This window comes from Pengzhenrongella sicca (assembly GCF_017569225.1).
In the GTDB taxonomy this organism is placed as follows: Bacteria; Actinomycetota; Actinomycetes; order Actinomycetales; family Cellulomonadaceae; genus Pengzhenrongella; species Pengzhenrongella sicca.
This window is the reverse complement of the sequence record NZ_CP071868.1, coordinates 1,315,225-1,330,036: the sequence shown is the minus strand read 5'-3', so window position 1 is coordinate 1,330,036 and position 14,812 is coordinate 1,315,225. Positions and strand designations below refer to the sequence as shown.

Below are 14,812 nucleotides of genomic sequence, written 5' to 3'. Positions count from 1 at the left end.
CAGGTGGCACCGCGCGCGGCCCGCCGGCCGGGCGCGTCAGCCGCGGCCGAGCAGGATCCGCACGTCGGCGACCATCGTGATCGAGCCGGTCACGAGCACGCCCGCGCCGTACTGCTCGACCTCCTCGGCGCGCTGCACCGCGAGGTCGAGCGCGTCCGTCAGCTGCTCCGCGATGTGCACGCGGTCCTCGCCGAACACGTCGACGGCGATCTCGGCCAGGTCGTTCACGTCGAGCGAGCGCGGCGACGACGAGCGGGTGATCACGACCTCCGCGAGCAGCGGCTCGAGCCCCGCGAGCACCTGCTCGGCGTCCTTGTCCTCGAGCACGCCGACGACCCCGACGAGGCGCGTGAACTCGAACGCCTCCTCGACGGCCTCGACCAGCGCCTCGACCCCCGCGGGGTTGTGCGCGGCGTCGACGATGATCGTCGGGCTCGAGCGCAGCACCTCGAGCCGGCCGGGCGAGTCGACGTCGGCGAACGCCGCGCCGACGACGTCGCCGTCGAGCGCCGCGCCGCCCGTGATGAGTGCTTCGGTCGCGACGAGCGCGAGGAGCGCGTTGTGCGCCTGGTGCGCGCCGTACAGCGGCAGGAACACCTCGGTGTAGATGCCGCCGAGCCCCTTGAGCGAGACCAGCTGCCCGCCGACGGCGACGGCGCGCTCGGTCACGTCGATGTCGACGCCCTCGCGCACGACCCGGGCGCCCTTGGCGGCGGCCGCGGCGAGCAGCACGCCCTCGACGTCCTCGTGCTGCACCGCCATCACGACGCTCGCGCCGTCCTTGATGATGCCGGCCTTCTCCCCCGCGATCGAGACGAGGTCGTGGCCCAGCCAGCGCTCGTGGTCCAGCGCGATCGGCGCGATGATCGCGACCTCGCCGTCGACGACGTTGGTCGCGTCCCACGCGCCGCCCATCCCGACCTCGATGATCGCGACGTCGATGGGCGCGTCCGCGAACGCCGCGAACGCCATCACGGTGAGCACCTCGAAGAAGCTCATCCGCGCGCCGCCCTCGGCGGCCGACTTGGTGTCGACCAGGTGCACGTAGGGCGCGACGTCCTGCCAGATCTCCACGAACCGCTCGGCGCTGATCGGCTCGCCGTCGATCGCGATCCGCTCGCGCACGCTGGTCAGGTGCGGGCTCGTGAACCGGCCGGTGCGCAGGCCGTGCTCGCGCACGAGCCGGTCGACCATGCGGGACGTCGAGGTCTTGCCGTTCGTGCCGGTCACGTGCACCGTGCGGAACGCCTTCTGCGGGTCGCCGAGCAGGTCGCACACGGCGAGCACGCGGTCGAGCGTGGGCTCGAAGTCGTGTTCGGGTGCCCGGGACAGGATCGCCTGGTAGACCTCCTTGGCCGCCTCGTCGGCGGCCCGCTCGACGTCGCGGCGCTGGCGGTCGGCGCGGGTCATGCCGACGCCCCGGCCGCCGCCGCGAACGGCTCGACCGCGACGGTCAGCTCGGCGGCGGGTGTGTCCGTGACAACCAGGTCCATCGCGAGGGTCTCCTTGGTGATGAGCGCGGCGTGCTCGTCGACCGCCGCGCGCCAGGGCGCGGGCACGCCGAGGGTGAGCCGGATGCGGTCGGCGACGTGCAGGCCGGCCGCCTTGCGGGCGTCCTGGACCGCGCGGACGACGTCGCGCGCATAGCCCTCGGCGCGCAGGGCGTCGTCCAGGCCCAGGTCGAGCACGACGAAGCCCGCTCCGGGCAGGATCGCCGCGGCGATCTCGTCGCCGTCGCGCTTGTCCACGACCGTGCGCAGCTCGTACTCGCTCGCGAGCAGCGGCACCGGCCCGGCGGCGGTGGTGACGACCACGGAGCCGTCGGGGAGCTGCTCCCAGGCGCCAGACTTGGCCGCGCGGATCGCGTCCTGGACGCCCCGGCCGAGCCGTGGGCCGGCGGCGCGCGCGTTCACGCTCAGCTGGGACGAGACGCCGTACTCGCTCGCGCTCGCCGCGGCGACGTCGAGCAGCACGACCTCGCGGACGTTGAGCTCGCCCGCGATCAGCGCGGTGAACTGCGCGAGCGCGGCCGGACGATCGACCGCGACGCGCAGCGTCCGCAGCGGCTGGCGCACGCGCAGGGAGTGCGCCTTGCGCAGCCCGAGCCCGGTCGAGCAGATCGCGCGCCCGCGGTCCATCGCCTCGACGAGCTCGGCGTCCGAAAGGTCGGCGGTGTCGGTCCCGGGCAGCTCGTCGACGGACGGCCAGTCGGTCAGGTGCACGCTGCGCCCGCCCGTCAGCCCGCGCCAGATCTCCTCCGTGAGCAGCGGCGCGAGCGGCGCCATCACCCGCGTGAGCACCTCGAGCGCCGTGTACAGCGTGTTGAACGCCGCTGGGTCCTCGTCCCAGAACCGCTGCCGCGACGTGCGCACGTACCAGTTCGTCAGGACGTCGAGGTGCTCGCGCACGCTCTCGCACGCTCCGGGCACGTCGTACGCATCGAGCTGGGCCGTCACGACCCGGACGAGGTCGCGCGTGCGCGCGAGCAGGTACCGGTCCATCGTGGCCAGCCCGGCGACGTCGTCGGCCGTGACGGTGCGCGCGGTGAGCCCGGCCCCGCCGTTCGCGGCGCCCGCGTAGAGCGTGAAGAAGTACCAGGTGCTCCACAGCGGCAGCATGACCTGGCGCACGTTCTCCCGGATGCCCTCCTCGGTCACCACGAGGTTGCCGCCGCGCAGGATCGGCGACGCCATCAGGAACCACCGCATCGCGTCCGAGCCGTCGCGGTCGAACACCTCGCTGACGTCCGGGTAGTTGCGCAGCGACTTGCTCATCTTGCGGCCGTCGGAGCCGAGCACGATGCCGTGCGAGACGGCGGTCCGGAACGCCGGCTTATCGAAGATCGCGGTCGAGAGCACGTGCAGCAGGTAGAACCAGCCGCGCGTCTGGCCGATGTACTCGGTGATGAAGTCGCCCGGGAAGTGGTCGGCGAACCACTGCGTGTTCTCGAACGGGTAGTGCACCTGGGCGTAGGGCATCGACCCCGAGTCGAACCACACGTCGAGCACGTCGCTGATGCGGCGCATCGTCGAGGCGCCCGTTGGGTCGTCCGGGTTCGGCCGGGTGAGCTCGTCGATGTACGGCCGGTGCAGGTCCGTGACGTCGACCCCGAAGTCGGCCTTGAGCTCGGCGAGCGAGCCGTAGGCGTCGATCCGCGGGTAGGCCGGGTCGTCGCTGGTCCAGATCGGGATCGGGGTGCCCCAGTAGCGGTTGCGCGAGATCGACCAGTCGCGCGCGCCCTCGAGCCACTTGCCGAACTGGCCGTCCTTGATGTGGCCGGGCACCCAGGTGATGTCCTGGTTGAGCTCGACCATGCGGTCGCGGAAGCTCGTCACGCGCACGAACCAGCTCGAGACCGCCTTGTAGATCAGGGGGTTCCGGCACCGCCAGCAGTGCGGGTAGGAGTGCTCGTAGGTCTCGTGCCGCACGAGCACGGCGCGGCGGTTGGCGGGCGTCGCGGCGAGCGGGCCGGAGCCGGCCTTCAGGTCGGCGATGATCGGCTTGTTCGCCTCGAACACGTGCAGCCCGGCGTAGTCGGGCACCTCGGAGGTGAACCGGCCCTTCGAATCGACGGGCACCACGGGGGTGATCGCCGCGGCGCCGCACACGGCCATGTCGTCCTCGCCGAAGCCCGGCGCGAGGTGCACGAGCCCGGTGCCGTCCTCGGTCGTGACGAAGTCGGCGGCGAGCACGTGGTGCGCCGCCGGCCGGGCGGCCGGGTCGGCGAAGTAGGCGAAGGGCGGGGTGTACCCCCGGCCGACGAGGTCGGCCCCGAGCACGGTGCGCAGCACCTGGGCCTCGGCGCCGAGCTCGCGCTCGAACGCGGGCAGCCGCGCCGCAGCGAGGATCACGACGTCGCCCGCGAGCGCGCTCTGCTCGGCGGGGGCGACCACGACGTACTCGATCTCGGGGCCGACGGCGAGGGCGAGGTTGGACGGGAGCGTCCAGGGCGTCGTCGTCCACAGCAGGGCGAGCTCGCCGCTGTCCAGGCGCACCCCGACCGTCACGGCCGGGTCCTGGCGCTGCTGGTAGACGTCGTCGTCCATGCGCAGCTCGTGGTTCGACAGCGGCGTCTCGTCGTGCCAGCAGTACGGCAGGACGCGGTAGCCCTCGTAGGCCAGACCCTTGTCGTAGAGCTGCTTGAACGACCAGATGACCGACTCCATGTAGGACAGGTCAAGGGTCTTGTAGTCGTGGTCGAAGTCGACCCAGCGCGCCTGGCGCGTGACGTAGGCCTGCCACTCGTCGGTGTACTTCAGCACCGAGGACCGGCACACCTCGTTGAACGCGGCGATGCCCATCTCGTCGATCTGGGACTTGTCGGTGATGCCGAGGATGCGCTCGGCCTCGAGCTCGGCCGGCAGCCCGTGCGTGTCCCAGCCGAAGCGGCGCTCGACGCGGCGACCGCGCTGGGTCTGGTAGCGCCCGACGACGTCCTTGGCGTACCCGGTCAGCAGGTGGCCGTAGTGCGGCAGCCCGTTGGCGAACGGGGGGCCGTCGTAGAAGACGAACTCGTTCGCGCCGTTCTCGCCGGCGGGCCGGGCGTCGATCGACGCCTGGAACGTGCCGTCGGCCGCCCAGTAGGCGAGCACGTCCTTCTCCAGGGCGGGCAGGTCGGGGGACGCCGGCAGGGCCGGGTCGTCGCCGGGACCGGTGGGCTCGCTGGGTCGGTGCATCGGGTAGGCCATCTGTGCCTGGCTCCTGGGTCGGTCCGTCGCGTCGTCGTGCCCACGAGGACGACGGCCGACGCCTACAGCGCCACCCACCGCGGTACCACCCCGCTTGCCGCCGCTGCCTCCACGGGAGGTCCCCGCGGGTGGTCGCGACGACCACTCGAGCCGGCTGTGACGGGCCACCCGTCCGGTTCTACTGGGGACCCGTGCGGTCCTGTTCTTCCGGAAGGCTCGCCGGTGATGGCCGGGTCAGTGCCTGTGCGCCCATCGTACTGCGCCGACCGGGCGCCCGTCAGGCGCGCGCCCGGCTCGCGTCGGGCCCCGCGTCACGCCAAAGGTCAGCCGACGTGGCGCGGCACCACGCCCGTCGCGGTCAGCACCGCACGCATGCACTTGTGGCCGAGGTCGGCGGCCGGGTCGAACATGAGCGGGCAGCCGCCGGCGATCACGGTGATGCCGTTGGCGCGGCCGAGCTCGACGGCGGTCGCCGAGACGCTGCTGCCGCCGATCGAGTGGTGCATCCACACGTGGGAGATCCCGAGCTCGGCGCACTCGGCCATCGTGACGTCGGCCGTCTCGGGCCGGGTCCCGATCACGACGGACTCGACGCCGCCGGGGATGGACGCGAGGGTCGGGTAGGCGCGATCGCCCTCGACGGTCTCGGCGTTCGGGTTGACCGCGAAGACGTCGTAGCCCCGGTCGCGCAGGCGCTGGTAGACGACGTTGCTGCCGTGGTCCTTCGCGGTCCGCGACACCCCCGTCACGGCGACCCGCTTGGTCGCGAGGAAGTCGGTGGCTGCGTCCTTCATGGTCTGCATGGATGCTCCGTGTGCTCTGGCCCGAACGTGCTCCCCACCAGGGTCGGTGCAGGGCGCGGCCGCAACCAGGGGCGAAGGTCCCTCAGCGCGCGGCTACCGCTGGACGGTGACCGGCGGCTGCGCGGACCACGGGAACGTGATCCAGCGCGCGGTCCGGCGCCAGACGAAGTCCGGAGCCACGATCGAGTGCGGCTTGGCGTACAGCACCGCGGTGCGCACCTGCGCGCAGTGCACCGCGACGAGGCGCTGCACGAGCGCGAGGGTCTCGCCCGTGTCCGCGACGTCGTCGACCACGAGGCAGCGCAGGCCGGCGAGGCCCGCCGTGTCGAGCAGCGGCGCAAGCACGACGGGGTCGGCCAGCCGCTCGTCGATGCCCGTGTAGAACTCGACGTTCAGGGTGCCGACCGCCTTCGTGCCGAGCGCGTACGCGATCGCGCCGCCGGGCAGCAGCCCGCCGCGCGCGATGGCGACGACGACGTCGGGCACGAAGCCCGAGGCGAGCACCGCCCGCGCGAGCTCGCGGGCGGCCGCGCCGAACTCGTCCCACCCCAGGACCTCACGATCCACGGGCGGGTCCACGGGTGCCGCCTGCTCGAGTCCCGCTGCGCTGCTCATCGAACCAGCCTAAGCGGCCCCCCGCGCGGGTCAGCTGTTCTGGGGGAAGCCGAGGTTGATGCCGCCGTGGCTCGGGTCGAGCCAGCGGGAGGTCACGACCTTGCCGCGCGTGAAGAAGTGCAGCCCCTCCGCGCCGTGCGCGTGCGAGTCGCCGAAGAGCGACGTCTTCCAGCCGCCGAACGAGTAGTACGCCATCGGCACCGGCACCGGCACGTTGATGCCGACCATCCCGACCTGCACCTCGTTCTGGAAGCGCCGCGCGGCGCCGCCGTCGTTGGTGAAGATCGCGGTGCCGTTGCCGTACGGGCTGGCGTTGATGAGCTCGAGGCCGTCGTCGTAGGAATCCACCCGCACGACCGAGAGCACCGGGCCGAAGATCTCTTCGGTGTAGATCGACATCGCCGGCGTGACGCGGTCGAACAGCGTCGGGCCGAGCCAGAACCCGTCCGCGTCACCGTCCGCCACGATCGGGCGCCCGTCGACGACGAGGTCGGCGCCCTCCGCCTCGCCCGCGGCGACGAAGGCGGCGACCTTGTCGCAGTGCGCGCGGGTGATGAGCGGCCCCATGTCGGCGCCGACGCCGTCGCGCAGCAGCGCGCCGTCGCCCGTGCGCAGGCCCGCCATCCGCGCGGTGATCTTCGCGATCAGCTCGTCCGCGACCGGCTCGACCACGACCAGCGCGGACACCGCCATGCAGCGCTCCCCCGCCGACCCGAAGCCCGCGTTGACCGCGGCGTCGGCGGCCAGGTCGAGGTCGGCGTCGGGCAGCACGAGCATGTGGTTCTTCGCGCCGCCGAGCGCCTGCACACGCTTGCCCGCCGCGGTGCCCTGCTCGTAGACGTACTGCGCGATCGGGGTCGAGCCGACGAACGAGATCGAGGCGACGTCCGGGTGCTCGAGCAGCGCATCGACGGCCGCCTTGGCCCCGTGCACGACGTTGAAGACGCCGTCGGGCAGGCCCGCCTCGCGCCACAGCGCGGCGATCCAGACGGCCGCCGACGGGTCTTTCTCGCTGGGCTTGAGCACGACGGTGTTGCCCGCCGCGATCGCGATCGGGAAGAACCACATGGGCACCATCGCCGGGAAGTTGAACGGGCTGATGATCCCGACGACGCCAAGCGGCTGCCGGATCGAGTACACGTCGACCTTCGTCGAGGCGTTCTCGGTGTACCCGCCCTTGAGCAGGTGCGGGATGCCGCACGCGAACTCGACGACCTCCTGGCCGCGGCTGACCTCGCCCATCGCGTCGGCGAGCACCTTGCCGTGCTCGGCGGTGAGGATCGCCGCGAGCTCGCCCTTGCGCGCGTTGAGCAGCTCGCGGAACGCGAAGAGCACCTGGACGCGGCGGCTCAGCGCCGTGTCGCGCCACGCGGGGAAGGCCGCGGCTGCGGCGGCGACGGCGGCGGCGACCTCCGCGGACTCGCCGAGCGGGACCGCGCCCGAGACCCGGCCGGTCGCCGGGTCCGTCACGGGCGCGGTCGGGTCACCAGCACCGGCGTAGACGGCCGCGCCTGCGATCCAGTGCGGGATCGGGGCCGGCCCGGCGCCGGCCGTGGTCGTGGGCTCGGTCGTGGAGATCGACGTGCTCATCGCTCGCGCCTTTCGGGTGGTTCGGGATGTTCGGGAGTCGGTGGGGAGGGGGTCAGGCCCGTGCCACCTGGGTGTTCGAGACCTGCGCGCGCGGTCGGAGCACGAGCAGGTCGACGTTCACGTGGTGCGGTCGGGTCAGGGTCCAGCCGATCGTGTCCGCGACGTCGGCCGCCGTGAGCGGCGCGTCGACGCCCGCGTAGACGGCCGCCGCCCGGGCCGCGTCGCCGCCGAAGCGGTTCAGCGAGAACTCCTCGGTCTGCACCATGCCGGGCGCGATCTCGATCACGCGCACGGGCTGGCCGATCAGCTCGAGCCGCAGCGTCGTCGCGATCGCCCGCTCGGCGTGCTTGGCCGCGACGTACCCGCCGCCGCCCGGGTAGGTGTCGAGCGCCGCCGTCGAGGTGAGCACGACGACGTCGCCGCGGCCCGACGCGGTCAGCGCGGGCAGCAGCGCCGTCGTCACGCGCAGCGTGCCGAGCACGTTGACCTCGAACATCGCCTGCCAGTCGGCGATCGACGCCGCCGCGACCGACTGGGTCCCGCGCGCGCCGCCCGCGATGTTCACGAGGGCGTGCACCGGGCCGCCGGCGGTGACCTGCGCGGCCAGGCGCGCGACGTCGTCGTCGGACGTCACGTCGGCGACCACCGCGACGGCGCCGGTCTCGGCGGCCAGCGCGGCCAGCCGGTCGGCGCGGCGGGCGACGGCGACGACGTCCCAGCCCGCCGCGCGCAGCCAGCGCACCGTCGCGGCGCCGATGCCCGATGACGCCCCCGTCACCACCGCGCGCAGCGCCGGCGTGGTGGCCTCGACGGCAGCCGTCATAGCGTCGCCTCGGCGACCGTGAGCGCCTCGTCGTAGATCGCCAGGGCGCGCGCGACCTCGTCGTCCGTGACGACGCAAGGCGGCACGACGTGGATCCGGTTCTCGGCGAGGAACGGCAGCAGGTGTCGCCGCATGAGCTCGGCCTTGAGCGCGCCCATGAACGCGGCGGGCACGGGCTCGCGGGTGGCGCGGTCGGTCACGAGCTCGAGCGCCCAGAACACCCCGAGCCCCCGGACCTCGCCGATCGACCGGTGCCGCGCCGCGAGGTCCGCGAGGCCGGGCGCGAGCAGGTCGGCGCCGATCCGGGCGGCGTTGGCCACGATCCCCTCGGTCGCCATCGCGTCGAGGGTCGCGACGATCGAGGCCATCGCGAGCGGGTGCCCCGAGTAGGTCAGGCCGCCGGGGAAGACGCGGTGGTCGAAGGTCGCCGCGATCGGGTCGGCGATGATGACGCCGCCGACCGGCACGTAGCCGGAGTTGACGCCCTTCGCGAACGTGATGAGGTCGGGCGTCACGTCGAAGTGGTCGAACGCGAACCACGCGCCCGTGCGGCCGAACCCGGCCATCACCTCGTCGAGGATGAGCAGCACGCCGTACCGGTCCGCGAGCGCGCGCACGCCGGGCAGGTACCCGGGCGGCGGGACGAGGACGCCGGCGGTGCCCACGACGGTCTCGAGCAGGATCGCCGCGACGGACTGCGGCCCCTCGGCCTGGAGCACGTGCTCGAGGTGGCGCAGCGCGCGCTCGGTCTCCTGCTCGGGGCTCGCGGCCCAGAACTCGGAGCGGTACAGGTACGGCCCGAAGAAGTGCACGTGCCCGCGCGCGAACTCGTTCGGGATGCGGCGCCAGTCGCCTGTCGCGACGACGGCCGCCCCGGTGTTGCCGTGGTACGAGCGGTAGGCCGAGAGGATCTTGTCGCGACCGGTGTGCAGCCGCGCGAGCCGGATCGCGTTCTCGTTGGCGTCCGCGCCGCCGTTGGTGAAGAACACCTTGCTCATGCCGGCCGGGGCGTGCCCGACGATCGCGCTGGCCGCCTGGCCGCGCGTGAGGTTCGCGTTCGCCGGGGCCACCGTCGGCAGCACGTCGGCCTGCGCCTGGATGGCCGCGACCACGCGCGGGTGCCGGTGCCCGATGTTGACGTTGACGAGCTGGCTGGCGAAGTCCAGGTAGGAGGTGCCGTCGAAGTCCCACACGAGGGACCCGAGCCCGCCCGCGATCGCGATCGGGTCGAGCGCCGCCTGGGCCGACCAGGAGTGGAACACGTGCGCCCGGTCCAGCGCGTGCGCCAGGGCCCCGTCCGCGCTTGCCGGGCCCTTCGTGCCCGCCGTGCCCGCCGTGCCCGCGTCGTCCAACCGGTTCTCGTCACTCAGCTGCGTCATGCCTGCCACCCTCTCAGAACTCCCCGAACAGAACAGTCACGACCCCGCCGCGTCCAGACCCGGTGGCGCCGAGGCACCACCGGGCGCGGACGCCGCGGACAGCGGGCGGGCGGTCAGCTGCCGCCCGGCTCCAGGGTGACCTCGATCGGGGCGAACGACTCGCCGGTCACGTCGAGGCCCTCCTCGGTGAGCTGGTCGAGCGCCTGCTGCACGTACTCGTTGGTGTAGGCGTCGTCGCTCGGCGCCGCCGTGATGACCGTCGCGCCCTGGTCGTTCTTGGTGTTCAGCGCGATGTCGACGGTCTGGTCCCAGGCGGCCGCGTCGATCAGGCCGATGCCGTCGGCGGACGGCCAGATCAGCTTGTTGACCTCGTTCGTCTGCCACAGCTGGTGGCTGTTGCCGAGCTGCGAGCCCGCGGCGACGACGGCGTCGCGCGCCGCCTCCGGGTTGTCCCGCGCGTAGATCCAGCCCTTGAGGCTCGCCGCGAGGAACTTGACGGTCGTCGCCTCGTAGTCCGCATCGGACGCGAGCCGCTCGGTGTTGGCCCAGACGGCGTCCTGGAGCATCGCGGTGCCCTCGTCGTTCCAGTCGATGGCGTTGAAGTCGTCGGCCGTGTACAGCTCCCCCGTCGCCGGGTTCTCCGCCTCGAGCACCTGCGCGTACTCGTTGTACGTCATTGCCTGGGCGGCGTCGATCTCGCCCGACAGCAGCGCGTTCATGTCGAACTGCTGCTGCACGAGGGTCACGTCCGTCGCGGGGTCGAGCCCGGCCTCGGTGATGCCCGCGAAGAGCTCGAACTCGTTGCCGAAGCCCCAGTTGCCGACCTTCTTGCCCTCGAGGTCCGCGGCCGTCGTGATGGCCTTGTCCTTGAACGAGACCTGCAGCGTCCCGGACCGCTGGAAGATCTGGGCGACGTCGGTGATGCCCGCGCCCTGCTCGCGCGAGGCAAGCGCCTTCGGCACCCAGGCGATCGCGAAGTCGACCGAGCCGTCGGCGAGGACGGACTGCGGCACGATGTCGACGCCGCCCTCGATGATCTCGACGTCGAGGCCCTCGTCCTCGAAGTACCCCTGGTCGAGCGCCGCGTAATAGCCGGCGAACTGCGCCTGGGTGAACCACTGCAGCTGGAGCGTGACGGGCGTCAGCTCGCCCGCCGCCGACCCGGAGCTCGCCGCCGGCTCGTCCGCGTCATCGCTGCTGCTGCACCCGGTGAGCGCGAGCGCCGCCCCGACGGCGACGACCGCCGCGCCGCGCGCGGTCCTCCTGATATCCCTCATCGTGTTCCCTCTTCTCGGTAGGTGCGGGAGGTGCTGTGGAGAGCCGACCTGGCAGCGGTGGCAGGTGGACAGGTGGGGGCGGGCCCGAGCCGGCGGGTCCGAGCCGGCGGCTCAGCGGCCGTGGCGGCGGGCGACGGCGCGCTCGAGCGCAAGCGTTGCGAGGTAGAAGATCAGGCCGAGCACGATCGCGCCGAGCACGAACGCCCACGCGCGCCCGTACGCGCTGTTGGCCGCGGCCGAGGTGATGCGCGAGCCGAGCCCGTTCTGGAGCCCGCCGAAGTACTCCGCCACGATCGCCGCGATCACGGCCGTCGACGACGCGATCCGCAGGCCCGTGAACAGGAACGGCAGCGCGCCGGGGATCGTCACCAGGCGCGTGAGCTGGCCGGCGGTCGCCGCGTACGCCCGCATGAGGTCACGGTGCACGGGCTGGACCTGGCGCAGCCCGCGGAGCGTGTTGACGAACACCGGCGCGAACACCACCACGGCGACGATCAGCCGCCGCGGCGTCGTCGACGTCGTCCCGAACATGGTGTTGAGCGCGGGCGCGAGCGCGACGATCGGCATCACGGACACCGCTGCGGCCGTCGGCGACATCAGCTCGTCCACGAACGAGCTGCGGGCCGCCGCCACGGCGGCCACGATCGCGACGATCGTGCCGAGCGCGATGCCGACGAGCACGTTCGCGCCGGTCGCGAGGCCGGCCGTCCACACGAGGGGCGCGACGAGCACGAGCTGCTCGCCGATCGCGGTCGGGGCGGGCAGCAGGTACGGCTTGAGGTCGGCGCCGACGACGAGCGCCTGCCACGCCAGCAGGCCGAGCAGGCCGAGCAGGAGCGGCGGCGCCCACTGCCGCAGCGCCCCGGTGACCCCCCTCATCGCACGTCCACCCCGCGCGCGCCGACGGCCGGGGAGCCGCCGTGCAGCGCCTCGCGCACGCGGGTCACGGCGGCGAAGAAGGTCGCGTCCTCGCGGAGGTCGTCGCCGCGCTCGGCGGCGCGGGCGAGCTCGACGGGAACCACCTCGCTGATCCGGCCCGGCCGCGGCGACATCACGACCACGCGGTCGGCCAGGAACACCGCCTCCGGGATCGAGTGGGTCACGAAGACGACGGCGGCCTGGCTCTCGCGGCAGATCCGGACCAGCTCGGTCTGCATGCGTTCGCGCGTCATCTCGTCGAGCGCGCCGAAGGGCTCGTCCATGAGCAGCAGGCTCGGCTGCTCGGCGAGCGAGCGCGCGATCGCGACCCGCTGCTGCATGCCGCCGCTGAGCTGGTGCGGGAAGTGGTCGGCGAACTCCGCGAGGCCGACGAGGTCGAGCAGCTCGGCCGACCGCGCGGCGCGGCCGCCCTTGCCGACGCCGTGCAGCTCGAGGGGCAGCTCGATGTTGCCGCGGACCGTCCGCCACGGCAGCAGGCCGGCCTGCTGGAACGCGATGCCGTAGTCCTGCGCCTCGCGCGCCGCGCGCGGGGACTTGCCGAATACCGTGAGCTCGCCCGACGTCGGCGCGTCGAGGTCGGCGATCAGGCGCAGCAGCGTCGACTTGCCGCAGCCGGACGGGCCGATGAGCGCGACGAACTCGCCCGCCGAGACGGTCAGGTCGATGCCGTCGAGCGCGCTGACCTCGCCCGCCGAGGAGCGGAACACCTTGCCGACGCCGCGCGCCCGGACGGCGACGGCCGCCTGGTCGAACTGCCCGGCGGGCGGGGATGCGGGCGTGCTCATGAGACCTCCGTGTGGCGGTAGCGGCCCAGGCCGAGCCCGAGCAGGGAGACGAGGCCGGCGGCGACGAGGCCGAGCAGCGCGGCGCCGACGATCGCCGCCCAGGGCTTGGCGGGGTCGCCGCTCGCGGCCTGGGCGTACGCGATGATCAGGCGACCGATGCCGCCCTTGGTGCCGGTGGACACCTCCGCGACGATCGCGCCGACGACGGCGGTCGCGGCACCCAGGCGCAGCGCGGGCAGCAGGTACGGCACGCTCGCGGGCAGCCGCAGGAACCGGAAGGTGTGCCACCAGCTCGCCGCCTGCGCGCGGAACAGCTCGACGTGCGCGGCGTCGGGCGACTGCAGCCCGCGCAGCGCCCCGACCGCCACCGGGAAGAACGCGAGGTAGGACGCGATCAGCGCGACGGACATCGGCCGCTCCCACGAGAACGAGCCGATCTGGATCTTGCCGCCCCAGCCGACCACGAGCGGGGCGAGCGCGATCAGCGGCACCGTCTGGCTGAGCACGACCCACGGGAAGACGGCCGCCTCGGTCAGGCGCGAGCGCTGCATCGCGACGGCGAGGCCGAAGCCCGCGACGACGCCGGCGAGCCAGCCAGCCAGCGCGACGCGCAGCGTGAACCAGCACGCGGAGAGCATCGCCACCGCGACGGACGGCGAGCCGGCGGCCGAGCTCTCCGGCTCGAGCATGCGCCCGACGACGTCCCACACGTGGGGCATCGCCCGGTCCTCGGCGCGCGGCAGGACGCTCGCGCCCAGCACGTGCCCGCCGGCGTCGGGGCCGACCAGCTTGTAGAGCTCCCACAGCGCGCACGCGAGCACGACCGCGAGCAGCCCGACCCCGACCCGGCGGGCGAGCCTCATATGGTGGCCACGACCGTCTCGGCCATCGCCGGGATGACCCGCTCGCCGTACATCCGCAGCGTCTGCTCCTTGTTGTCGTGCTGGAGGTAGCCCGCGAACTGGGTCACGCCGAGCTCGCGCAGCGCCGTGAGCTTCTCGACGTGCTCGGCGGGGCTGCCGAGCAGGCAGAAGCGCTCGACGATCTCGTCGGGGACGAAGGACGCGTGCGTGTTCCCGGCCCGGCCGTGCTCGTTGTAGTCGTACCCCTGGCGCCCCGCGATGTAGTCCGTCAAGGCCGTCGGGATCGTCGAGCCGGCGCCGTACTTCGTGACGATGTCGGCGACGTGGTTGCCGACCATGCCGCCGAACCACCGGCACTGCTCGCGCATGTGCGCGCGCTCGGCGGGCGACTGCCCGTCGCCGACGTACATCGGCGCGGCGACGCAGAACTTCACCGCGGCCGGGTCCCGGCCGGCCTTCTCGGCCGCGTCGCGGACCACCTTGATGGTCCACTCGGCGATGTCGGGGTCGGCGAGCTGCAGGATGAACCCGTCCCCCACCTCCCCGGTGAGCTTGAGCGCGAGCGGGCCGTAGGCGGCGACCCACACCTCGAGCGCGGACCCCTTGCTCCAGGGGAACCGCAGCGTCCGGTCGTTCACCTCGACCGAGCGGTCGTTCGCGAGCTCGCGGATGACGTGGATCGCCTCGCGGAGCGTGGCGAGGTTCGACGGGCGCCCGTTGAGGGTGCGCACCGCCGAGTCGCCGCGGCCGATGCCGCACACCGTCCGGTTGCCGTACATCTCGTTGAGGGTCGCGAACAGCGACGCCGTGACGGTCCAGTCCCGGGTGGCCGGGTTGGTGACCATCGGCCCGACCATGACCTTGCGGGTGGCCGCGAGGATCGCCGAGTAGATCACGAACGGCTCCTGCCACAGCAGGTGCGAGTCGAAGGTCCACACGTAGTCGAAGCCGTGAGTCTCCGCCTGCCGCGCGAGCTCGATCGTGCGGGCGGCCGGGGGGTTCGTCTGGAGGACGACTCCGAACTCCATGCTGAGCTCCTTAGATCGGTGC

The 14,812-nt window shown here is 73.0% G+C and carries 12 protein-coding genes; all 12 read right to left on the bottom strand.

What is annotated here, in order from left to right:
• Positions 1 to 36: 36 nt before the first annotated feature.
• A complete protein-coding gene (locus J4E96_RS06050; protein WP_227424869.1) occupies positions 37 to 1,410 on the bottom strand; it encodes a bifunctional folylpolyglutamate synthase/dihydrofolate synthase in 1,374 nt (457 codons plus the stop codon).
• A complete protein-coding gene (gene ileS / locus J4E96_RS06045; RefSeq protein ID WP_406620394.1) occupies positions 1,407 to 4,688 on the bottom strand; it encodes an isoleucine--tRNA ligase in 3,282 nt (1,093 codons plus the stop codon). The genes J4E96_RS06050 and ileS overlap by 4 nt, the downstream gene beginning before the upstream one ends.
• Before the next feature lie 323 nt (positions 4,689 to 5,011).
• Complete coding sequence (locus tag J4E96_RS06040) at positions 5,012 to 5,491, bottom strand: CoA-binding protein (RefSeq protein ID WP_227424867.1); 480 nt, start codon at positions 5,489 to 5,491, stop codon at positions 5,012 to 5,014.
• Positions 5,492 to 5,584: 93 nt separating this feature from the next.
• Complete coding sequence (locus J4E96_RS06035) at positions 5,585 to 6,106, bottom strand: phosphoribosyltransferase (protein ID WP_227424866.1); 522 nt, start codon at positions 6,104 to 6,106, stop codon at positions 5,585 to 5,587.
• 30 nt (positions 6,107 to 6,136) lie between these two features.
• Positions 6,137 to 7,696: a CoA-acylating methylmalonate-semialdehyde dehydrogenase gene (locus J4E96_RS06030; protein ID WP_227424865.1), complete on the bottom strand. Its 1,560-nt coding sequence runs from the start codon at positions 7,694 to 7,696 to the stop codon at positions 6,137 to 6,139.
• Positions 7,697 to 7,748: 52 nt separating this feature from the next.
• Positions 7,749 to 8,519, bottom strand: a complete 771-nt coding sequence (locus tag J4E96_RS06025; protein ID WP_227424864.1) for an SDR family oxidoreductase — start codon at positions 8,517 to 8,519, stop codon at positions 7,749 to 7,751.
• Positions 8,516 to 9,898 carry an aspartate aminotransferase family protein gene (locus tag J4E96_RS06020; RefSeq protein WP_406620391.1) on the bottom strand — a complete coding sequence of 461 codons (1,383 nt, stop codon included), beginning with the start codon at positions 9,896 to 9,898 and terminating at the stop codon, positions 8,516 to 8,518. The genes J4E96_RS06025 and J4E96_RS06020 overlap by 4 nt, the downstream gene beginning before the upstream one ends.
• A 113-nt stretch (positions 9,899 to 10,011) precedes the next feature.
• On the bottom strand, positions 10,012 to 11,175 hold the full coding sequence (locus tag J4E96_RS06015; protein WP_227424863.1) for an ABC transporter substrate-binding protein: 1,164 nt from the start codon (positions 11,173 to 11,175) through the stop codon (positions 10,012 to 10,014).
• Between the two features lie 111 nt (positions 11,176 to 11,286).
• The gene (locus J4E96_RS06010) at positions 11,287 to 12,054 is read right to left on the bottom strand and encodes an ABC transporter permease (protein WP_227424862.1); all 768 of its coding nucleotides are present in this window, start codon (positions 12,052 to 12,054) and stop codon (positions 11,287 to 11,289) included.
• The gene (locus tag J4E96_RS06005) at positions 12,051 to 12,899 is read right to left on the bottom strand and encodes an ABC transporter ATP-binding protein (protein ID WP_227424861.1); all 849 of its coding nucleotides are present in this window, start codon (positions 12,897 to 12,899) and stop codon (positions 12,051 to 12,053) included. Before J4E96_RS06005 ends, J4E96_RS06010 begins: the two co-directional genes overlap by 4 nt.
• Entirely contained in the window at positions 12,896 to 13,762 is an 867-nt protein-coding gene (locus tag J4E96_RS06000; protein ID WP_227424860.1) for an ABC transporter permease, read from the bottom strand. The genes J4E96_RS06005 and J4E96_RS06000 overlap by 4 nt, the downstream gene beginning before the upstream one ends.
• The gene (locus J4E96_RS05995) at positions 13,759 to 14,790 is read right to left on the bottom strand and encodes a TIGR03842 family LLM class F420-dependent oxidoreductase (RefSeq protein ID WP_227424859.1); all 1,032 of its coding nucleotides are present in this window, start codon (positions 14,788 to 14,790) and stop codon (positions 13,759 to 13,761) included. Before J4E96_RS05995 ends, J4E96_RS06000 begins: the two co-directional genes overlap by 4 nt.
• Positions 14,791 to 14,812: the final 22 nt, after the last annotated feature.